Consider the following 20,201-nt stretch of genomic DNA (forward strand, 5'->3'; position numbering starts at 1 on the left):
TTTTATTGGCCACGCGAAAGCGAGTTCACGGCAGTCGTCAGGTCGTCTTGTCGTCAAGCATGATGAAGACGCTGGCGATCGCCGCACCCGCCGCCAGCCCTGTGGCGAAACCGGAACCGGCCTGGCCAATCATCGCTCCGATGATGGTTCCGAGCAGAGCACAGGCCGCAAGACAAAGTGCCAGCTGAAACGGTTTCAAGGCTACGAACCCCAGCTGGAATCCGGCATGAGCGGAGGACGTGCAGGCTGCAGGCGTCCGGCAAGCACGGGGGGCCGGTTTTCCTCGATGATGCGATGGACGGCGTAGCCGGCGAGCAGCAGGAAAAGAATTCTCATCGCTTGGCGCCTCTTTTCAGTGGCGAGAAATCGGCGGGCTCGGCGGGCCAATCTCGCATCCAATTCAGTACGGCAAAGGAAAGCAGTACGTTGAAAAACTTGTACATGGCAGGCTTCCGGCTTTATTCATGTCAATAAGACTCAAGGCCGCAATGAGTTCCCTTGGCCTGCGCTTTCACGCGAATTGTCGATCGGGTTTCCAGGTCTTCATTCAACAAATTTCATAAACAGCTTCGCTTCAGACCGGGATATTCCGGCCTTGTGCCGGCAAACCAACAGGCAGAAGGTGCCGTCGTTTTGTGCAGGCACCGCATGTGCCTTGCACCTGATCGACAGGGACCAGCGAAAGTCGAGGAGCGAAAAGGCGCCTGTTGCGCCTTGGAAACTCTCGCTGGCCCGATCAAAATTCCTGGGAGGGAAGCGTGCTGGAAAGACTGTTCAACCTGAAGGAAAACGGGACCTCGGTCCGGACCGAAGTGATCGCAGGCATCACGACGTTCCTGACGATGTCCTACATCATCTTCGTCAATCCCGAGATCCTGTCGTCGACGGGCATGGATCGCAACGCCGTGTTCGTGGCGACCTGCCTTGCGGCCGCGCTCGGCACGCTGGTCATGGCGTTTGTCGCCAAATGGCCGATCGGCATGGCGCCGGGCATGGGGCTCAACGCCTTCTTCGCCTTCACCGTCGTCGGCGCCATGGGCTTTTCCTGGCAGCAGGCGCTGGGCGCGGTGTTCATCTCCGGTGTCATCTTCCTGATCCTGACCGTCAGCGGTATACGAGGCTGGCTCATCGCCGGCATACCGCAATCGATGCGCAGCGCCATCGCTGCCGGTATCGGCCTGTTCCTGGCGATCATCGCGCTGAAGAATTCCGGCATCGTGGCGGCCAGCGACGCGACCTTCGTGACGCTTGGCGACATCACCCAGACCGGGCCGCTGCTTGCCATTCTCGGCTTCTTCATCATCGCGGCACTGGATGCGCTGAAGGTACGCGGGGCGATCCTGATCGGCATTCTCGTGGTGACCGTGCTGTCGATGCTGCTCGGCGTCAGCCAGTTCAACGGCGTGGTTTCGGCACCGCCCAGCCTGCTGCCGACCTTCCTGCAGCTCGACATTCCGGGTGCCCTGCACAGCGGTCTGGTGCATGTCATCCTGGTCTTCGTGCTGGTCGAAGTCTTCGATGCCACCGGCACGCTGATCGGCGTCGCCAAGCGCGCCGGCCTGATCCAGGAAGGCAAGCCCAACCGGCTCGGCAAGGCGCTGCTGGCCGACAGCACGGCCATCGTTGCCGGCTCGCTGCTCGGCACGTCCAGCACGACCGCCTATGTCGAAAGCGCCTCCGGCGTGCAGGCAGGCGGGCGCACCGGCCTGACCGCGCTGGTGATTGCGCTGCTGTTTCTGGCCGCGCTGTTCTTCTCGCCGCTGGCGGGCTCGGTGCCTGCCTATGCGACGGCGCCGGCACTTCTCTATGTCGCCGGCCTGATGATGCGGGAGCTGGTCGAGATCAAGTGGGAAGACGTGACGGAAGCAGCACCGGCGGCCCTTACCGCGCTGATGATGCCCTTCACCTATTCCATCGCCAACGGTCTGGCTTTCGGCTTCATCAGCTATGCCGTGCTGAAGACGCTGACTGGTCGGCCCGGTGAAGTGCACCCGGCAACGTGGATCGTCGCGGCACTCTTCGTGATCCGCTTTGCTTTCTTCGTAGGGTGATCTGATAAGCGCTTGCGGCCTCGCCTATGGCGGGGCCGCTTCTTAAGAGACTTACGGCCCGTTGCCGAAGTAGACCAGGCGCGTGAACAGCGTGTAGTCGGCCTCGAACACCATCATAAGCGTGAACACCAGCACCAGCACCGGCGGCAATATGATCGCATAGGCCAGCGCCAAGCGCTCCCAGGCCATGTGCATGAAGACGGCGACGATGAGCCCGGCCTTCAGCATCATGAAGATCAGGATCAGCGTCCATCTGAGATAGCCGTGGACGCCGAAATAATCGACCATGTAGGAGCAGGCGCTGAGGATGAACAGCCACGCCCAGACCACCAGATAGAGCTTTATCGGGTGTTCCTGGTGCGCGTCGACCGGCGCTGCCGTGCCGTCATGCGTGTGTACGGCGTGCAGCCCATGCTGTCCTTGGCCGTGTGCAGTTGCTTCAGCCATGTCTCGTCCTCACCAGAGATAGAAGAATGCGAAGATGAACACCCAGACCAGATCGACGAAGTGCCAATAGAGCCCCATGATCTCGACGCTCTCGTAGTTGCCCTTGCGGCTGGTGAAAAAGCCCTTTCGGGCGGTGTCGTAGTCGCCGCGCCAGACTTTTCGCGCCGTTATGATCAGGAAGATCACGCCGATGGTGACGTGGGTGCCGTGGAAGCCGGTGATCATGAAGAAGCAGGAGCCGAACTGTGCCGCGCCCCACGGGTTGCCCCATGGGCGCACGCCTTCGGTGATCAGCTTGGTCCACTCGAAGGCCTGCATGCCGACGAAGGTCGCGCCAAGGGCTGCGGTCAAAAGCATGAGGATCGCGGTCTTGCGGCGGTCGTGGCGGTAGCCGAAATTCACTGCCATCGCCATGGTGCCGCTCGATGAGATCAGCACGAAGGTCATGATCGCGATCAGGATCAGCGGAACCTCGGTGCCGCCGATGTTCAGTGCGAACACCTCGCTCGGGTTCGGCCACGGCACGCGCGTCGAAATGCGCGCGGTCATGTAGGAAAGCAGGAAGCAGCCGAAGATGAAGGTGTCTGAGAGCAGGAAGATCCACATCATGGCCTTCCCCCAGGAGACGTTCTTGAACGCCCGCTGATCGGAGGCCCAGTCGGCCGCAATGCCCTGCCAGCCCTCCGGCCGCTGCGCTGTGGGGTTGATCTGCGTCACTGTTGTTTCTGCCATGGCCCTAGCTCAGCAATTGGCGGCAAATGTCGATGAAGTTGGCTGCCCACCCGGCCAGAAGCACGAAGATGGCGAGCCAGATGAACAGCAGGAAGTGCCAGTACATGGCACATAGCTCGACGCTCAGGCTCAGGCGCTGCCGGTCGTTCGGTGCGTCGCTCCAGGCCTTGGCGGTCGTGCGACCCAATCCGAACAGGCCGCCCAGAATATGCAGACCATGCATGCCGGTGATCAGGTAGAAAAAACTGTTGGCCGGGTTGCTCGACAGGTAGTAGCCGTCGGCAACGAGGTCGCGCCATGCCTGAAGCTGGCCGATCAGGAAGGCAAGTGCGGTCAGGCCGCCGGTGATGAGGCCGAGCCGGACCATGCGGATGTCCTTGCGGCGGGCCGCAACCAGCGCGCATTGCAGCGCCACGCTGCTCAGCACCAGCATGCCGGTGTTCAGCCACAGCAGCTTCGGCACCGGCATGGGCCGCCAGTCCGACAGGCCCATGCGCATGAAATAGGCGCTGGTGAACAGGGCAAAGAGAGCGCCGACGACGGCAAGGAAGACGCCGAGCCCGACCTTCGCCGGTGGCATGGAGCCGGATTCCGTGCCGGGGAATGCGCTGACCGAGCCATGCTCGAGCCATGGCTTGGACATCAGCCGCTGATGCGACAGCCACCAGCCGGAGATGCCGACGATAACGGCCAGGAAGACCAGGATCACGCTCATGCCGGCTCCCTCGAGGGGCCGAACGAACCCGGCTCGTTTTGCGGGATGAAGTCCTGCGGCGCTCCCGGCACGCTGTAATCATAGGCCCAGCGATAGACGATCGGCAGTTCCTTGCCGAAATTGCCGTGGGTCGGCGGGGTATGAGCCGTCTGCCATTCGAGCGTGGTGGCACGCCATGGATTGCCGCCGGCCTCCTTGCCGTTACGGATGCTCCAGATCAGGTTGAACAGGAACACCAGCTGCGCGAAGCCGACGATGAAGGCCATGATGCTGATGAAGGCATTCAGGTGGTGCGCCGACTCTCCGATGAGCCCCATGTCGCTCAGCTCGTTGTAGCGGCGCGGCACGCCCATCAGGCCGAGATAGTGCATCGGGAAGAAGATCAGATAGGCGCCGACGAAGGTGACCCAGAAGTGGAACATGCCCATGGCGTGGTTGAGCATGCGGCCGGTGACCTTCGGGTACCAGTGATAGATCGCGCCGAAGATCACCATGATTGGCGCTACGCCCATGACCATGTGGAAATGGGCGACCACGAACATGGTGTCCGATAGCGGTACGTCGACCACGACATTGCCCAGGAACAGGCCGGTCAGCCCGCCATTGACGAAGGTGACGATGAAGCCCAGCGCAAACAGCATCGGGATGGTCAAATGGATGTCACCGCGCCACAGCGTCAGCACCCAATTGTAGACCTTGATGGCTGTCGGGATGGCGATGATCAGCGTGGTGGTGGCGAAGAAGAAGCCGAAATAGGGGTGCATGCCCGAGACATACATATGGTGCGCCCAGACCACGAAGGAGAGCGCGCCGATACCGACGATCGCCCAGACCATCATGCGGTAGCCAAAGATGTTCTTGCGCGCATGGGTGCTGATGAGATCGGAGACGATGCCGAAAGCGGGCAGGGCGACGATGTAGACCTCGGGGTGGCCGAAGAACCAGAACAAATGCTGGAACAGGATCGGGCTGCCGCCTGAGTGCTGCAGCTGCTCGCCCATCTCGACGATTGCCGGCATGAAGAAGCTGGTGCCGAGAACCCGGTCGAGCAGCATCATGACGCAGGCGACGAACAGCGCCGGGAAGGCCAGCAGCGCCATGACGGTGGCGGTGAAGATGCCCCAGACGGTCAGCGGCATGCGCATCAGGGTCATGCCGCGCGTGCGACCCTGCAGCACGGTCACGACATAGTTGAGGCCGCCCATGGTGAAGCCGATGATGAACAGGATGAGCGAGGAAAGCATCACGATGATGCCCCAGTCCTCGCCGCCGGGCGTGCCGGCCATGATGGCCTGCGGCGGATAGAGCGTCCAGCCGGCGCCGGTCGGGCCGCCGGGGGCGAAGAAGCCCGCGACCAGCAGGAGAACGGCGAGCAGGTAGATCCAGTAGCTCAGCATGTTGACATAGGGGAAGACCATGTCGCGCGCGCCGACCATCAGCGGGATCAGATAGTTGCCGAAACCGCCGAGGAAGAGCGCGGTGAGGAGGTAGATCACCATGATCATGCCGTGCATGGTGATGAACTGGTAATAGGCCTCAGGCGTGATGAAGTCGAAGGTGCCGGGAAAGCCGAGCTGGAGCCGCATCAGCCAGGACAGCACGAGCGCTACCAGGCCGATCGCCAGTGCCGTGCACGAATACTGGATGGCGATGACCTTGGCGTCCTGCGAGAAGACGTATTTCGTCCACCAGCTGTGCGGATGATAGAGTTCCATCTCCGCGACTTCGGCCGGCGGTATTGGACCGACCGAGCCAGGCGTGACATCGACCATAGGAACACCTCCTTGTTCCTGTTCGGCAGCATCCGGTTGTTCGAATGCCGTCGTCACCCAATCCGCCTGAATGCCTCCCTGATCAGTGGCCGGCGGGCTCCACTGAACTCGTCTGCTGCGGCGGCATCAGCTGCGCGAATGTCTGCTGCTGGCCGAGCCATGCCGTATAATCTTCCTCGGTGTCGACCATGACGACGCCGCGCATGAAGGGATGTCCCTGGCCGCAAAGCTCGGCGCAGAGCACCTCGAAGGTTCCGGTGCGGGTCGGCGTGAACCAGAAATAGGTGACGGAGCCGGGGATCATGTCCATCTTCGCTCGGAACTCCGGCACGTAGAAATCGTGCAGCACGTCGATCGAGCGCAGGAGCATCTTCACCGGCTTGCCGATGGGCAGGTGCAGGTCGGCGGCCTGCACGATCACGTCGTCCTGGCCGTTGGGATCGTCGGTCTTCAGGCCGAGCGGGTTATCGGTGGTGACAAGGCTCGTCTCGGCGAGGCCGAGCTTGCCGTCCTTGCCGGGGAGCCGGAAACTCCATTGCCATTGCTGGCCGAGCACTTCCACTTCGGTGGCGTCTGCCGGCACGGTGACGAAGCGGTGCCAGACGAACAGGCCTGGAACCAGCATGGCGGCGACGCCGAAGCCGGTGACGACTGTGAGCCACCATTCGAGGCGTTTGTTCTCGGGCTCGTAATGCGCCTTCTGTCCTTCCTTGTGGCGGAAGCGGTAGACGCAATAGGCCATGAATAGGACGACGGCGGCGAAGACCACGCCGGTGATCCAGAAGGTGATGATGATGGTGTTGTCGATATAGTTCCAGTTTGAAGCGATGGGCGTCCACCACCATGGGCTCACGAGGTGAAACACCACCGAACCTACGACAACAAGAACGAGTACAAGCACTACGGCCATGCCTCAGTCCTCCCGGTGCCTCGATGAGTGCAATAGGACTCAGAAGCACCGAGGTCATCATAACTTGATTTCTGGTTGTAATTCTAGGGTGTGCTGAAATTCACGCCATGACGGCCTGCAAATGGCGTTTTTCTGCGCTTTCCCAGGGCCCGCTGCGCGTCCTGCTGACTGTCATGGTGATGTGATCCGAGGCGGTTAACGTCTCTTTCCGATGCAACCGCCGGCTATGGAAATCTTGTGTTGCAATTTGTGCGATTGTCGGGCGGGACGGTTTTTGGTAAGCGCTTTGTAGGACTCCAGGACTGCCCCCGCCTGGTGACACGGCCATTGGCAGAACAAGATCTATCTTGTTCCGGAGGAGGCAGAACATGTCGATCAATCTTCAGAAGCACGCGAGATCGCTGGCAGCATGGCTGAGCCAGGCCGACATCGGCTGATGTCGGGACGGGCGTGCCTGCCGGCCTTTCCGGCCCAGGACAATCATCGTTTCGTGGCGAGGATGCGGAGACAATTTTCATGCTGAAATTTTCGTTGGGCTGTTGCGTAGGCCTTGCAGCATCTCTTCTCGTCGGCACCGCCGCATGGGCCGAGGATGCAGCCCCGCGCCTGACGATCGAGGCCCGGCTCTTCGGCAGCACGACCGGGCAATTGTCCGAAAATGTTCTGGGGCCGAACGGTCCCGAACTCGGCAATGTCGTGATGGGGGAGAACGCCTCCACGTCGACATTCGTCACGGTCCACATCACTGCGGAGCCACCCCTCACGGCTGGCGCCAAGGTAAGGCTTCTCGCCGTCGAGCTCGCTGGCGAAGGCCAGACGGAAACGTCGCCATCAGGCGGTGCCTTGCTGGACAGCGCCGTCGATGTCCCACCCACGGCGGCGGGCAACAAGGACACTTATGTGGGCTTCTGGCTGGCCGATACCGGTTGCACGCCCATAGCTCTCAAAGCGGAATTGGTGGCACCGGAAGCTCCCACGGCTTCCGCCGACGCCACGCTGGATTTCACCTGTCACGAATAATTCGACCGATCGAGGAGGTTCAAAATGCAGGCAATAGCTGGGTCCGTCGGCGATGGCGGCACGAATACCGGTTCCGATGTGGCACTCATTCAGGTCATGCTGATGAAGGTCCAGCAGCCGGCGGGAAGAGGCCCATACCTGACCTCCTATGACGGCGCCAGCGGGGCCGGTACCATTGCCGCGATCCGGCAGTTCAAGATCGACCAGAATGTCGAGCCGCAGACGCCGGCGGCAGCGGTCCGAGGCGTGATCCAGCCCAATGATGCGGCGTGGCGGCGCCTGGTGGCGGCGGTGCCGCAGGCTTTCCAGGGCTTGAGGGTGTTGCCGGCAGGCAGGACCGTCTATCTGGAAGCGACCGCCCAGCAGCGGGACGCCAAGATAGCGAATGCCGCCACCTACACTTTCGCACCGGCATTTCGCGTGAAGGTCAACAGGCTGATCAACCGCATGCATGCCGTTCACGGCATAGCGATCGGCGTCTGTCCGCAGGGCGGCCGCCGCAACTTCCAGGAACAGTATGAGCTGTTCACCAGCGGCCGCGGCGTGACCAATGCGGGTCCGGGCGAAAGCAATCATAATTTCGGCATGGCCGCCGACATCGGTTTTGCCGGCCTGCGCTGGTTGCGCAGCGATGGCACCGTAGTGGAAAACGAAGGCCACTGGCTCGGCCAGATACACCGCGCCTCGGCCGAACAGGAGCTGAAATTCTGGGATGCTTTGCGCGCGGTCGGAACCAGCAATGAGGTCGGCGCCTATCGCGGCCCGGCCGGTGATCGCCCACATCTCCAGAACTGGAGCGACGCCGGCGTGTCGATGGCGCGCAGCCTTGCCGCCCATCTGACCCGCTCCGGCACCATGCATTGGGAGCGCGCCGGTCGCGTCTATCAAAGCGATCTCGGTTTTGGCGGTGCGCTTTATCCCGTCGGCACGGCAGCACAGATATGGGCGGGCAATGCGACCCTCGACGCGCCCACACTGACGCGTGCGCGCGCCGCCGCCCGGCCCCGCGCGGCGGCATTGCCGGTGGCTGCCAGGCAAATGGCAGGCGCTGCGGCTCGTCCGGGCGCTGCACCAGCCGTTGCAGGACAGCCTGCTCAGGCGACCGCTGCCGATGTTGCCGCGATGCGCAGGGCGTTGCGGGCAGAATTCGAGCGGGCCGACCGCAACTGGAGCGCCTGGTTGCCCTCATAAAGACGAGCCTGCGGAACCGGGGTGCTGGATAGGCAAGCCATGCCGCCGGCGCAACGGAGTTCAGGAGGAGCGGAAGTGGTGTCGATGCGGGTTACTGCCAGCCGGCAATCCACAGCCAATCGGAAGGCGGCTTAGAGTTTTCTTGCCAGGAAAAATGATTTCTCCCATGGTTGGCATGCTCAAGGCAGCGCTTCTCAATCTCCATTTCAGGAACCTCGCATAATGCTGAAAATGTTATTCGCCTCATCGCTCGCTGCCGTTGCAGCTCTGATAAGCGCGACGCCGCAGGCCAAGGCGGAAACGATGACGCCGAAGGTTCTGGTCATCACCATGTTCGGCGGCGAAACGAAGCCGTGGCTGGAGGGAGAGAAGCTCGACCGGAAAATAGCGGTCCCGGGCTTTTCCAAGGAGTATCCAGATGTTGCCTGCGACGACAAAGGCCTTTGCGTGATGACCACGGCCATGGGCTACGCCAATGCCGCAAGTTCGGTGTCGGCGCTGGTCTATAGTAACCTTTTCGATCTCAAGCAGACTTACATCCTGATCGCCGGCATCGCTGGCGTCGACCCGGACGAAGGCACGCTGGGCTCGGCCCACTGGGCACGCTACGCCATCGACGGCGGGCTTCGCCACGACATCGACCCGCGGCAGATCGCGGCGGATTGGCCTAGTGGCATCGTCGCGCTGGGCGCGGGCAAGCCGGGCGAAAAGCCGAAATGGGCGGCCGGCACCGAAGTCTATCAGCTCGATGAGGCATTGCTGCAGAAAGCTTTCGCACTGAGCAAGGACGTTGAACTGGCCGACAACGACGATGCGAAAGCCTACAGGGCGTCCTATCCATCGGCACCGGGCAACGCGGCTCCGGCCGTCAGCATTTGCGACACAGTGTCGATCGACACCTATTGGCACGGTTCGAAGATAGCTGAAGGAATGGGCGCGTGGTCGACCATGATGACGGATGGCAAGGCAAATTATTGCACGACGCAGATGGAGGACAACGCCTCGCTCACCGCGTTGCGCCGCGCCGCCGATGCCGGACTTTTGAACTTCGACCGCATAGCCTTGCTGCGGACCGCTTCCAATTTCGACCGTGAGGCGCCGAACCAGACCCCCGCGCAGTCATTGTCAGCCAAGTCCGGCGGCTTTGGTCCTGCCACTGCCAATGCCTATCGTGTCGGCGCGAAGGTCGCCCATTCGATCATCGAGGATTGGGATGGCTGGGAAAAGGGCGTGCCGAACCAGTAAGCGCAGACTTGTCGTCGGCGCTCCTCGTCAGGGGGGCGTCGAGGACCGCAATCCCGCAGCGGGTAAGGCCCTTGGAACAGTCGATCCTGCTTTTTCGGAAATATATCCGTTGGTGGAGCTGAGGAGGATCGAACTCCTGACCTCGTCATTGCGAACGACGCGCTCTCCCAGCTGAGCTACAGCCCCGTCCAACGGATGGCGATATTTATGGTTTCGCGGCCCGCCGTGTCAAGCAAGCAGATCGGCGGTCGGATAGCCGGGCTGCGACGTAGGGCTCCAGGTCTTGCCGCACCGGCGTGCAGTCGTTACATGTCGGAAATTCAATGGAGAACGGCATGCTCGCCCTCATTCAGACCCTGGTCCTGGCGCTGGACATCTACTGGTGGATACTCATCGCCTCGGCCATCTTCTCATGGCTCTATGCGTTCAACGTGGTCAATTCCCGCAACCAGTTCGTCGGGGCGATCGGAAGCTTTCTTTTCAAGGCTACCGAGCCGGTTCTGGCGCCCATACGCCGCATCCTGCCGGACCTCGGTGGCATCGATATTTCCCCGATCATCGTTCTTTTGATCATCTTCTTCCTGCGGCAGTTCATCTTGACGACCATCGCGCCGATCCTGCTCGCGTAAGATTCGTGGCCGGCTTCTTCCGGGCGCATGAGCATGGCGTGGATGTCTTTGTCCGGCTGACGCCGCGCTCTTCCCGGGATGCCGTTGAGGGCGTTGCGGCGGGTGCGGACGATCGCGCGCATCTGAATGCCCGTGTTCGGGCCGTGCCGGAAAAGGGTGCCGCCAATGCAGCGCTTGAAAAGCTTCTCGCCCCGGTCCTCGGCGTGGCGCGCGGCGATGTCTCCGTTGTTGCGGGCGGCACGTCGCGGCTGAAGACGGTTCGCGTCACCGGCGATCCGGCAGCGCTTGTGCGCAGGCTGGAGGAACTGGCGGGGCAGGGCGGTTCGGGTTAGCATCGCGCGCGCTGCAACCGGAGGATTTCGCCTTGAGACCATTGCTTCTCGGCCTGATGCTTGCTGGCTTCTGCCATTCGGCTTTTGCCGACGAGATTTCGAGCGCCTACACCGATCTCGACATCGGCAAGGACTGCGCGACGGTGGCCGTGGCGGCCGAAGGCGATGGCCAATGGGCCAATTTCGTTTGTCCCGGTTACCGCGGCTTTCCTGTGCTCGTCTATGACGACGATGCGCGGCAGTCTGCTTTCTACGGTTTTCCGCCGCCCGGCGATCTGGCGCCGGCCTGGGAGAGTTTTGCCGCCTTCAATTCCGTCGGCCCGAAAATCGAATGGCGTGTCGAGACCAAGGGCGAGACGGCGATCCCCTTTGCCGCGATCCATCGGCGTCTCGTCAGCGATCCCGAAGATCCGGAAAAGAAAATCGAAGTGCTTGTGGTGTCGCGGGTTGCGCAGTTGACCGACGGCAAGAGCTGCGCCGTCGGGCTTGTGGTCGCGAGCGGCAATCCGACCGCAAACGACATGGCGCGAAGGATCGCGGACGAACAGGCGCGCGACTTCGTCTGCGGTGCCGACGAGCGGGTTCAGGTCAGCGGCGAGGTGCCGCTGCCCGAATTCACCCGCCAGGAGGAACCGGAACAGTGACTGCTGCCCGTCGTTAAGACGCACCATGAAAAAAGCCCGCCCCGATAGACTCGGCGCGGGCTCTGGTTTCCTGCGGTGTCGACGGAGGCTTACGCCTTCGAAGCCTTGCCGCGCTCGACGGCTTCGGCGATCATCTGCTTGGCGCGGGCAGAATCGTGCCAGCCGCCGATCTTGACCCACTTGCCGGGCTCCAGATCCTTGTAGTGCTCGAAGAAGTGCTGGACCTGCTGCAGCGTGATCTCGGGCAGCTGATTGTATTCGAAGACGTTCTCGTAGCGCCGCGTCAGCTTCGGCATCGGCACGGCGATGATCTTCTCGTCTTCGCCGGCATTGTCTTCCATCACCAGCACGCCGATGGGGCGCACATTGATGACGCAGCCCGGAAAAAGAGCGCGCGTGTTGCAGACCAGAACGTCGATCGGATCGCCGTCGCCGGACAAAGTGTGCGGCACGAAACCGTAATTGCCGGGATAGCGCATCGGCGTGTGCAGGAAGCGGTCGACGAACAGCGTGCCGGATTCCTTGTCCATCTCGTATTTGATCGGCTCGCCGCCGACCGGAACCTCAATGATGACGTTGACGTCTTCAGGTGGGTTGTTGCCCGTGGAAATCGCTTCGATGCGCATGGTGGGTAATCTCCGTTTCGGCGCACCGAATAGCGGGCCGGCGCGCTGCGCGCAACTGCGCCAAACATCTCTTTGTGTGACAGAATCTTTCGGACCCGGTCAGTCCCAGACGAAGGCGACCTTGCGCAATGCCTTCTGGTCGAAAACTTCCACGCCCTCGGCGACATCGCGGCCGCCCGCGCCGGCATAGAAAGCCACTGCGTTGGCGTTGTCTTCCAGGGCCCAGACGACCATACCCTTCAGGCCATGGTCGGCAAGTTTTTCGCGGGCCGCGGCGAACAGCCGGCTGCCCAGGCCGACGCCCTGATATTCGGGGCGCAGATAGAGTTCATAAATCTCGCCCTGCTGCGGCAGGTCGCGGGCGCGGTTGCGTCCGACCGTCGCATAGCCGGCCACCTTGCCGCCGATCTCGACCACCAGAACGGTCGCGGCGCGGCGAATCGCATTGCTCCACCATGCGCTGCCGCGCCGGTTGATCATCGCGTTCAGGGCCCGGTGCGGGATGATGCCGGCATAGGCGCCGTTCCACGCGGCATGATGGACATCGGCGATGTCATCTGCGTCGTGCGGTTCGGCCTTCCGAATGTCTATGCTCAGCGTCTTCATGGTTCGTTAACCATAGCCGCTGATCTGTGGTCATGGCAAGCAAGCGATGATCGCGTATAGCCTGGTTTTCACAGGCTCCTGACAACTCAAATCTCGACCAGATGGTCGTCGAGTTCGTTGACGTCACCGCTGCTGATCGGGAAATGGGTGACCAGCATGCTGCCGACAGTCGCGATCGCCCGCACGAAACCGTCGGGCAGCCTGTCCTGTCTGGCATGCGCCGTGAGTTCGCGGATGACGTCGTCCCATGCTTCCTGCGGCACATGCTGGTTGATGCCGGCGTCGGCGACGACTGCGGCATAACGCTCGGCCAGCGAAACGAAGATCAGAACGCCGGTCCGTTCGCTGGTCAGATGGACATTGCGGGCAAGGAATTGCTTCGAGGCATTGTCATGCGCGCGACGGTAGCGGAGGCCGCGCGGCACCAGCAAGATTCGCGCCGACGGCACCAGCCACAGCAGGATCAGCGCGCTTGCGGCGGCAAGCAATTGCGCCGCGACGAAGACCGGTGCGCGAACGCTGACCCACCAATATTCGAGCCCGAACGCGACGGCGAGGCTGAGGATCAGGATCGTCGCGAGGATCATGAAGCCGGCCGGAAAGAAATAGCTGTCGCTGGAGCGCGCGACGACGCAGTAGATTTCGCCTGCCGTGTCTTTTTCGGCTGCGCGAATCGCTTCGGCAATGCGGGCGTGGTCTTCGGCGCTCATGGTTTGTACCGGTGTCCGCATCTACCAGCTCCCCGACGAACCGCCGCCGCCGGACGAGCCGCCACCGCCGGAAAAACCGCCGCCACCCGACGACCAGCCGCCGCCACCGCCACCGGATGACCAGCCTCCGCCGCCCGAAGTCCAGCCACCGCGCGACGACCGGCCCGAACCTGTGCCATAGTTGAAATCCATGCCGAGCCATCTGTAGCGGCCGGGTCCGATCTTGGTGCCGAGCATCGGCGGCAGGATGTTTATGGCGAAGCCGCCGAAGAACAGCGTCCCCCAGATGAGCAGGAAAATCACCACAGCGATGTCGACCGGTTCGGAATCGTCACTCTGGTTGCGCTTGGCGCGGGCTTCGAGTTCGGCGCCGTTGCCTTCGAGAACCATGGTGATGTCGTCGACGGCGCCCGAAATGCCGGCGGAAAAGTCGCCGGCGCGGAAGGCAGGCACCATGGTGTTTTCGATGATGAGTTTCGAATGCAAGTCGGTCAGCGTGCCTTCAAGGCCATAGCCGACCTCAATGCGCATCTTGCGGTCCGCTTGCGCGACGAGCAGCAGCACGCCGTTGTTTTCGCCGGCCTGGCCCAGCCCCCAGGCGCGGAACAGCCGGTTGGCGTAGGGCTCAATCTCCTCGCCGTTGAGGCTCGGGATGGTGGCGACGACGATCTGGTCAGACGACTTCTTCTCGAAGGCCGCAAGCTTCTGTTCAAGGGCTGCACGGTCGGCCGGGCTCATCATCCCGGCGCTGTCGACGACGCGGCCTGTCAGTGCCGGCAGCTCGGCGGCCTGGGCAATTGCGCAGAACGCCAGAAGCGCAAAGAGCAGGCCGACAAGGACATGCGCCTGCTGGCCCATGCGAGCCGGAAGAGCGCGTTGCCATCTGGCGCCGGCGTCAATCATCGCTGCCTCGGATCAATCGAATGCGCTGTCCTGGCTGCTCTAGTTGAACTTGACCGTCGGCACTTCGATCTTGTCGTCCGGTACGGTGAAGTTCTGGAACGGCTGGTTGTTGGTGAACCACAGCTTGGCCCAGATGAGGGACGGGAAGGTCTTCAACGTCGTGTTGTAGACCCGCACGGCCTCGATGTAGTCGCGGCGCGCAACGGCGATGCGGTTTTCCGTGCCTTCGAGCTGCGCCTGCAAGGCGAGGAAGTTCTGGTTGGCCTTCAGGTCGGGATAGTTTTCCACCACTGCCAGCAGCCGCGACAGGGCGCTGGTCAGGCCCGACTGGCTGTCCTGGAAGGCCTTGAACTTTGCCGGATCGTTCAGCGCTTCGGGCGGCAGTGTCATCTGCGTTGCCTTGGCGCGCGCCTCGACGACGCCTTCGAGCACATCCTTTTCATGGGAGGCATAGCCCTTGACCGTCTCGACGAGGTTGGGGATCAGGTCGGCACGGCGCTGGTACTGGTTGAGCACCTCGCTCCAGGCCGCCTTGGCCTTTTCCTCATTCGTGGGAATCGTGTTGTAGCCGCAGCCCGCCAGAAGCGGCAATGCGATCGCCATCAGCAGGAATGCCGGAAGCATGCGGATGGACGGGAACGGGAGAAGTCGCTGGGCGAACATGGAATATCCCCTGGATCATGATCGGACGCGCAAGAAGTATCACAATCGCCGCATAAGGAAACGGGTTGTGTAACGAGCAGCTCAACAAGCGCCGCCCCCAAGGGGACTGTGCACTGTGAATGCTAAGACGAACGCGATAGACTTGGCGGAAACGGGAATTTCGAACGTGGCAGAGCGGGACAAGGACGCAAGCGTCGAATCACGGCGCATTCTCGATCGCATTGCGCGCGAGGCCGACAGCAGTGGCTCGTCGCTGGTTTCGCGCACGGTCAAACGCGCTCGCGATCACGTTTCGGCTGCCGACGTCGACGAAAGCGATTGGGTCGATCATCTCGGCACGCGCATCGGCCGCGTGCTAGGGCTGGTGATCTGCGTCGGGCTTCTGGCCTGGCTGGTAATGTTCTTGGTGCGGGGCGCTTGATTTCATGAATTCCGAAACTGTCGACGCGCCGCGCGCCGTCATCGTCATTTCCAGCCATGTCGTGCGCGGTTCGGTGGGTAACCGCGCTGCCGTCTTTGCGCTGGAAACGCTTGGCTATCCTGTCTGGGCGGTGCCGACCGTGATACTGCCCTGGCATCCCGGTCATGGCCGCGCGACAAGGATCGTGCCGGAGCCGGAACAGTTTTCCGCGCTGATGAAGGATCTGGAGCGCGCACCCTGGCTGGGCGAGGTCACCGGCGTGCTGTCAGGCTATCTCGGCAATGCCGAGCAGGCGAAGGCCGTGGCCTCGCTGGTCGAGGCGGTGCGCGCCAAAAACCCGCGGGCGACCTATATTTGCGACCCGGTGATGGGCGATCTCGGCGGGCTCTACGTGCCCGAGGCGCTGGCGATCGCCTTGCGCGACGTGCTGCTGCCGATTGCCGATATCGCGACGCCCAACCGTTACGAGCTGGAATGGCTGACCGGCACCAAGCTCGAAGACATCAAATCGGTGATGGCGGCAGCCCAGCAGGTCGGTCCCGAGATGATGCTGGTGACTTCGGCACCGGCAATGATGGCCGGCAGCACCGGCAATCTGCTCTTGACGCCCAGTGCTGCGCTGCTGGCAGAACATCGCATTATCGAGCGGCCTCCCAATGGTCTCGGCGATCTCACTGCTGCCGTCTTCCTGGCGCGGTTGCTCGGCGGCCAGCCGGTGGAAAAGGCGCTGCAGTCGACCACGGCTGCGGTGTTCGAAATCCTGGCGCGGACGGCCAAGCGCGGCGGCGATGAGCTGCAGCTCGAGACAGATGCGCAGAGCCTGTCGCACCCCATGGCGATGGTACAGCTTCGCCACCTGATGCATCCCGGCAAGGGCCGGCGGGCTTGAATGGTGCGTCCGGCGCACGCACAGCCGTTGGGGTCGACGGCTGCAAGGCCGGCTGGGTAGCAGTTTCGCGCCGCGCCGGCTGCGAGCCTGAGGCAAGTGTGTTCAAGACATTCGCAGGCTTGCTCGAGGCGTTTCCCGCCGACGCCGCAATTGCGGTTGATATGCCCATCGGCCTGCCGGCGTTTTCGGCAAGAGGCGGGCGCGGGCCGGAGGCGCTGGTGCGACCGCTGCTGGGGCAACGGCAGTCGAGCGTGTTCTCGATCCCGTCGCGAGCGGCACTCTATGCCGATACGGCCGACTTCACCACGCTGGACGCCTGGTACGAAGCACACGCCCGGGCAAGTGCTGTGGCGCGCGAAACCTCCGATCCGCCGCGCGGCGTTTCCATCCAGGCGTTTGGCATATTCTCCAAGATCCGCGAACTGGACGGGCTGCTGATCGCGCGTCCGGAACTGCGGAGCAGAATTGTCGAATCCCATCCAGAAGTGGCGTTCTGGCAATTGAATGGACTGCAGGCGATGGCGCTGCCCAAGAAGATCAAGGGTCGCGTCAACCCGGCGGGCATGGAAGAGCGCAAGGCGCTTCTGGCCGGCAACGGCCTGCCTCGCGCCTTTCTTGACCGGTCGCCGCCACGCGGTGCTGCCGAAGACGATTTTCTCGATGCGGCTGCCGTGATGCTGGTTGCAGAACGCGTTGCGCGCGGTGAAGCGATCTCCTTTCCCGATCCGCCCGGCCTGGACGGCCACGGCATCCCTGTGGCCATTTGGGTATGACGCGATGATTCACGTTGATCGCATCCCGCGTTGCCGCTAATGGCGTCAGTCATGATGCATCTTCCAGAAAAGCTGCTCGCCGGTTACCGCAACTTCATGAGCGGTCGCTTCCAGACGGAGACCAGCCGTTATCGCGATCTTGCCCGCGACGGCCAGACGCCGGAAACACTCGTTATAGCGTGTTGCGACTCGCGCTCGGCGCCTGAAATCATCTTCGACGCCGGCCCGGGCGAGCTTTTCGTGCTGCGCAACGTCGCCAATCTGGTGCCGCCATATGCGCCCGACGGCGAATATCACTCCACTTCCGCCGCGCTCGAATTCGCGGTGCAGGCGCTGAAGGTCAAGAACATCGTGGTCATGGGCCATGGCCGCTGCGGCGGTATCAAGGCGGCACTCGATTCCGATGCGCTGCCGCTTTCGCCGGGTGATTTCATCGGACGCTGGATGAGCCTGCTGGCGCCTGCCGCCGAGTCCGTTTCGAACAACACGATGATGACGACAGTGGAACGGCAGACGTCGCTGGAGCGGATTTCGATCCGCTATTCCATCGCCAATCTCCGGACTTTCCCATGCATCAAGATCCTCGAGGACAAGGGGCGTCTTACGCTGCATGGCGCCTGGTTCGACATTTCGACAGGCGAGCTCTGGGTGATGAACCGCGAAACCGGCGATTTCGAGCGGCCGGAAGCCGAGTGAGATCCTTCCACCTCTTATAGAGCGGAGGACATGATGGCCGGCAAGCATCTGGCGGCAACGCTTCTGGCCACGGTCCTGCTTTTTCCCGGCCTTCCCGCATTCGCCGATCAGACGGTGGTGGAGCGTTGGTACGCAGCGCTCGTCACTGTTGACGAGGATGCGCTTTCCAATCTGCTTGCCGAAGATGCCGAGATGAAACTGCTCGACCTTGGCGTGGTGCAGTCGAAGCCCGAATTCCTTGCTTCGTTGGACGAGTGGCGGGAGGCTGCCAAAGGCCTCGTGGTTCGCCACAGGGTCCAAGGCACCGAGGACGGCGTGACGACGGTTCTCGCCTGCTACGATTTCCCCGCCAATGACGTGCTCATGCGCGAGACGTTTGCGATTTCCGGCACGCGCATCGTGGAAAATATCCAGACGCGTCTTGCCGAGAGCTGCGAAGCCTACTGAGACTCAGTGCCGGTGCGCGGCCAGATGCGCCGGCTCAGGCAGACGCCGCCAGAACAGCCATGCCAGGATCGCCATCACGCCCATCATCGGGATGATCGTCGATATGGCGGTGATCGGATCGCCGATCAGTGCGGCGCAGGCGCCGCCGAGCAAACCGAAACCCATCTGCATGAAGCCCATCATGGCCGCGGCCGCGCCGGCATTCCTTGGGAAAGGCGCCATCGCCGCCGTGCTCATGGCCGGCATGACGAAGGCTATGCCGAAGGCATAAAAGCCGACCGGCACCATGACGGTGAGAAATGTCGGCTCGAACAGCCTCAGCCCGATCGCCAGTCCGAGAGCGGCCGCGCCGACGCTGGCCAGGCCGAATGGCATGAGCCGAAACGCCCCGAAGCGGCCGATGAGGGTGCGCAGAACCAGCGATCCGACCAGATAGCTCAGTGACTGGATCAGCATCGCGGCGCCGAACTGGGTCGGCGTCAAGCCAACATGGTCCATCATGACGAACGGCAGCATCGTCGCCATGGCATAAAGCGCGCCGGTGGTGCCGGCGATCGCCAGGCTGGACAGCGTGAAATAGGGCGTTGAAAGGATCGTGCCGTAAGCGCGCGCAAGCCGGACCGGGTGAAACCGCGAAGGATCGCGCGTCACCGTCTCGCGCATGGAAAAGACGGTGACGAGTATGATCAGCGTTCCCATGCCCACCATCAAGAGAAAGATGGCGTGCCAGCCGAACAGCTCCATGGTGATGCCGCCCAGCGTCGGCGATAGCGCCGGCCCGATGGCAAGGATGATGCCGATCAGGTTCATGATGCGGGCGGAGCGCTCATGGGTGAAAAGGTCGCGCACCAGCGCCCGGGAGATGGCGACGCCGACAGCAGCGCCGATGCCTTGCAGGAACCGCGCGGCGATCAGCAGCTCGATCGTCGGCGACAGCAGCGCGAAGATGCTGGCGGCAAGATAGATGCCCATGAAGGCGATGGTTATGGGGCGGCGACCGAAGGCATCGGACAGCGGCCCGCAAACCAGCTGGGCGAAGGCAAAGCCGCCGAAATAGAGCGACATCGTCATCTTCACCGCGGCCTCGGTGGTGCCGAAGGCGCTGACGATCTCGGGCATGGCGGGCGTGAACAAAGCCATCGAGATCGGGCCGATGGCAGCCAGCAGCGCACCGATCAGCGCGGTGCGGCGCTCGCTCATCACCGGAGCGGACGCGAGGGGAGGCTGCATGTTCATGCCGCGTCGCTTTCGTCGCCGGATGCTTCGGATTTGACGGCCTGAAGATTGGCGCGCGCGGTCTTCAGCATATCGAGCAGGCGTTTCCAGTCGTCCGGGTCGATGCCCTGCGAGGCGTCGACGCGGATGCCGGCGCCTATCGGTGCCATACGCGCCAGCAGTTCGTCAGTCTTTTCCGTGAGCTGGACGAGCTTTGCGCGGCGATCGGTCGGGTCGGGCCGCCTTTCGACCAGGCCGCGCGCCTCCAGGCGATCCAGCGCACCGCTCACGGTCATGGCCTCGACGCCCATGCGTTCGGCCAGCACGTTCTGGCGAACAGCACCGGTACGGGCCGCATGCGTCAGCGTGCGCGCTTCACTGGCGGTGAGACCGAGCCCGGCCAGGCCGATGCGCCGATCCATTTCGGAACGGATCAGCCTCGCCACGTCGGTGACGAGAAAGCCGAAGCCGTCCGGATCGGGTCTGTAGGGCATGAAAATACTAAGCTCGCCTTATTATAAGTTTGTCTTATTAAGTGGTGGCGAGCACGTCAAGAGTTGCGCG

The 20,201-nt window shown here is 62.6% G+C and carries 26 protein-coding genes and 1 tRNA gene; 12 read left to right on the plus strand and 15 right to left on the minus strand.

Annotated features, from left to right (window positions below):
* Nucleotides 1–37: 37 nt before the first annotated feature.
* The gene (locus BM413_RS32955; RefSeq protein ID WP_162931542.1) at nucleotides 38–199 is read right to left on the minus strand and encodes a hypothetical protein; all 162 of its coding nucleotides are present in this window, start codon (nucleotides 197–199) and stop codon (nucleotides 38–40) included.
* Nucleotides 200–201: 2 nt separating this feature from the next.
* The gene (locus tag BM413_RS33985) at nucleotides 202–336 is read right to left on the minus strand and encodes a hypothetical protein (protein WP_280141807.1); all 135 of its coding nucleotides are present in this window, start codon (nucleotides 334–336) and stop codon (nucleotides 202–204) included.
* 422 nt (nucleotides 337–758) lie between these two features.
* Between BM413_RS33985 and BM413_RS00425 the strand changes: the two genes are divergently transcribed.
* Nucleotides 759–2,051 (plus strand): NCS2 family permease, encoded by a 1,293-nt coding sequence (locus BM413_RS00425; protein WP_091908846.1) that lies wholly within the window; start codon nucleotides 759–761, stop codon nucleotides 2,049–2,051.
* A gap of 51 nt (nucleotides 2,052–2,102) precedes the next feature.
* On the opposite strand, the gene BM413_RS00430 is transcribed toward BM413_RS00425, so the two are convergent.
* The 5 genes from BM413_RS00430 to BM413_RS00450 all read right to left on the minus strand — a co-directional run bounded on the left by BM413_RS00430 (nucleotide 2,103) and on the right by BM413_RS00450 (nucleotide 6,627).
* Nucleotides 2,103–2,498: a cytochrome C oxidase subunit IV family protein gene (locus BM413_RS00430; protein WP_091908849.1), complete on the minus strand. Its 396-nt coding sequence runs from the start codon at nucleotides 2,496–2,498 to the stop codon at nucleotides 2,103–2,105.
* Between the two features lie 9 nt (nucleotides 2,499–2,507).
* A complete protein-coding gene (locus tag BM413_RS00435; protein ID WP_091908852.1) occupies nucleotides 2,508–3,230 on the minus strand; it encodes a heme-copper oxidase subunit III family protein in 723 nt (240 codons plus the stop codon).
* A 4-nt stretch (nucleotides 3,231–3,234) separates the two neighbouring features.
* Nucleotides 3,235–3,945, minus strand: coding sequence for a cytochrome c oxidase subunit 3 (locus tag BM413_RS00440; protein ID WP_091908855.1), 711 nt, complete (start codon nucleotides 3,943–3,945; stop codon nucleotides 3,235–3,237).
* Nucleotides 3,942–5,717, minus strand: a complete 1,776-nt coding sequence (gene ctaD, locus BM413_RS00445; RefSeq protein WP_091908858.1) for a cytochrome c oxidase subunit I — start codon at nucleotides 5,715–5,717, stop codon at nucleotides 3,942–3,944. The genes BM413_RS00440 and ctaD overlap by 4 nt, the downstream gene beginning before the upstream one ends.
* Before the next feature lie 82 nt (nucleotides 5,718–5,799).
* Complete coding sequence (locus BM413_RS00450; protein ID WP_091908861.1) at nucleotides 5,800–6,627, minus strand: cytochrome c oxidase subunit II; 828 nt, start codon at nucleotides 6,625–6,627, stop codon at nucleotides 5,800–5,802.
* 516 nt (nucleotides 6,628–7,143) lie between these two features.
* Here BM413_RS00450 and BM413_RS00455 point away from each other — a divergent pair.
* The 3 genes from BM413_RS00455 (at nucleotide 7,144) to BM413_RS00465 (ending at nucleotide 10,083) form a co-directional block, all read left to right on the plus strand.
* The gene (locus BM413_RS00455) at nucleotides 7,144–7,647 is read left to right on the plus strand and encodes a hypothetical protein (protein ID WP_091908864.1); all 504 of its coding nucleotides are present in this window, start codon (nucleotides 7,144–7,146) and stop codon (nucleotides 7,645–7,647) included.
* Nucleotides 7,648–7,671: 24 nt separating this feature from the next.
* The gene (locus tag BM413_RS00460) at nucleotides 7,672–8,838 is read left to right on the plus strand and encodes a M15 family metallopeptidase domain-containing protein (RefSeq protein ID WP_091908866.1); all 1,167 of its coding nucleotides are present in this window, start codon (nucleotides 7,672–7,674) and stop codon (nucleotides 8,836–8,838) included.
* A 222-nt stretch (nucleotides 8,839–9,060) separates the two neighbouring features.
* Nucleotides 9,061–10,083 carry a purine-nucleoside phosphorylase gene (locus tag BM413_RS00465; RefSeq protein WP_091908870.1) on the plus strand — a complete coding sequence of 341 codons (1,023 nt, stop codon included), beginning with the start codon at nucleotides 9,061–9,063 and terminating at the stop codon, nucleotides 10,081–10,083.
* Between the two features lie 110 nt (nucleotides 10,084–10,193).
* Here BM413_RS00465 and BM413_RS00470 read toward each other — a convergent pair.
* Nucleotides 10,194–10,269 (minus strand) — tRNA-Ala (locus BM413_RS00470).
* A 149-nt stretch (nucleotides 10,270–10,418) separates the two neighbouring features.
* Here BM413_RS00470 and BM413_RS00475 point away from each other — a divergent pair.
* From BM413_RS00475 to BM413_RS00485, 3 genes are read left to right on the plus strand one after another with little or no spacing between them, the layout of a single operon-like run.
* On the plus strand, nucleotides 10,419–10,712 hold the full coding sequence (locus tag BM413_RS00475) for a YggT family protein (RefSeq protein ID WP_091910189.1): 294 nt from the start codon (nucleotides 10,419–10,421) through the stop codon (nucleotides 10,710–10,712).
* 5 nt (nucleotides 10,713–10,717) lie between these two features.
* A complete protein-coding gene (locus BM413_RS00480; RefSeq protein WP_091908874.1) occupies nucleotides 10,718–11,044 on the plus strand; it encodes a DUF167 family protein in 327 nt (108 codons plus the stop codon).
* A 32-nt stretch (nucleotides 11,045–11,076) separates the two neighbouring features.
* Nucleotides 11,077–11,688 (plus strand): hypothetical protein, encoded by a 612-nt coding sequence (locus BM413_RS00485; protein WP_091908877.1) that lies wholly within the window; start codon nucleotides 11,077–11,079, stop codon nucleotides 11,686–11,688.
* Between the two features lie 89 nt (nucleotides 11,689–11,777).
* Here the strand turns inward: BM413_RS00485 and ppa are convergent, their stop codons facing one another.
* From ppa to BM413_RS00510, 5 genes are all read right to left on the minus strand, one after another.
* Nucleotides 11,778–12,314 carry an inorganic diphosphatase gene (gene ppa / locus BM413_RS00490; protein WP_091908882.1) on the minus strand — a complete coding sequence of 179 codons (537 nt, stop codon included), beginning with the start codon at nucleotides 12,312–12,314 and terminating at the stop codon, nucleotides 11,778–11,780.
* A gap of 99 nt (nucleotides 12,315–12,413) precedes the next feature.
* Complete coding sequence (locus BM413_RS00495) at nucleotides 12,414–12,920, minus strand: GNAT family N-acetyltransferase (protein WP_091908885.1); 507 nt, start codon at nucleotides 12,918–12,920, stop codon at nucleotides 12,414–12,416.
* Nucleotides 12,921–13,006: 86 nt separating this feature from the next.
* Nucleotides 13,007–13,651 (minus strand): TPM domain-containing protein, encoded by a 645-nt coding sequence (locus tag BM413_RS00500; RefSeq protein WP_091908888.1) that lies wholly within the window; start codon nucleotides 13,649–13,651, stop codon nucleotides 13,007–13,009.
* Complete coding sequence (locus BM413_RS00505; RefSeq protein WP_091908891.1) at nucleotides 13,652–14,488, minus strand: TPM domain-containing protein; 837 nt, start codon at nucleotides 14,486–14,488, stop codon at nucleotides 13,652–13,654. It lies immediately after the preceding gene.
* Between the two features lie 84 nt (nucleotides 14,489–14,572).
* Nucleotides 14,573–15,196, minus strand: a complete 624-nt coding sequence (locus BM413_RS00510) for a LemA family protein (protein WP_091908895.1) — start codon at nucleotides 15,194–15,196, stop codon at nucleotides 14,573–14,575.
* Nucleotides 15,197–15,362: 166 nt separating this feature from the next.
* Between BM413_RS00510 and BM413_RS00515 the strand changes: the two genes are divergently transcribed.
* The 5 genes from BM413_RS00515 to BM413_RS00535 are packed head-to-tail and all read left to right on the plus strand — an operon-like array spanning nucleotide 15,363 to nucleotide 18,422.
* Nucleotides 15,363–15,617 carry a hypothetical protein gene (locus BM413_RS00515; protein WP_091910191.1) on the plus strand — a complete coding sequence of 85 codons (255 nt, stop codon included), beginning with the start codon at nucleotides 15,363–15,365 and terminating at the stop codon, nucleotides 15,615–15,617.
* Nucleotides 15,618–15,621: 4 nt separating this feature from the next.
* Complete coding sequence (gene pdxY, locus BM413_RS00520) at nucleotides 15,622–16,506, plus strand: pyridoxal kinase PdxY (RefSeq protein WP_091908898.1); 885 nt, start codon at nucleotides 15,622–15,624, stop codon at nucleotides 16,504–16,506.
* Nucleotides 16,503–17,279, plus strand: a complete 777-nt coding sequence (locus BM413_RS00525; protein WP_091908902.1) for a DUF429 domain-containing protein — start codon at nucleotides 16,503–16,505, stop codon at nucleotides 17,277–17,279. Before pdxY ends, BM413_RS00525 begins: the two co-directional genes overlap by 4 nt.
* A 51-nt stretch (nucleotides 17,280–17,330) precedes the next feature.
* Nucleotides 17,331–17,975: a carbonic anhydrase gene (locus BM413_RS00530; protein WP_091908905.1), complete on the plus strand. Its 645-nt coding sequence runs from the start codon at nucleotides 17,331–17,333 to the stop codon at nucleotides 17,973–17,975.
* 33 nt (nucleotides 17,976–18,008) lie between these two features.
* On the plus strand, nucleotides 18,009–18,422 hold the full coding sequence (locus BM413_RS00535; protein ID WP_091908908.1) for a nuclear transport factor 2 family protein: 414 nt from the start codon (nucleotides 18,009–18,011) through the stop codon (nucleotides 18,420–18,422).
* Nucleotides 18,423–18,425: 3 nt separating this feature from the next.
* Here the strand turns inward: BM413_RS00535 and BM413_RS00540 are convergent, their stop codons facing one another.
* Nucleotides 18,426–19,658, minus strand: coding sequence for a multidrug effflux MFS transporter (locus tag BM413_RS00540; RefSeq protein ID WP_091908911.1), 1,233 nt, complete (start codon nucleotides 19,656–19,658; stop codon nucleotides 18,426–18,428).
* Nucleotides 19,655–20,131, minus strand: a complete 477-nt coding sequence (locus tag BM413_RS00545; protein ID WP_091908914.1) for a MarR family winged helix-turn-helix transcriptional regulator — start codon at nucleotides 20,129–20,131, stop codon at nucleotides 19,655–19,657. Before BM413_RS00545 ends, BM413_RS00540 begins: the two co-directional genes overlap by 4 nt.
* Nucleotides 20,132–20,201: the final 70 nt, after the last annotated feature.

The organism is Mesorhizobium sp. YR577 (assembly GCF_900116595.1).
GTDB lineage: Bacteria > Pseudomonadota > Alphaproteobacteria > Rhizobiales > Rhizobiaceae > Mesorhizobium_M.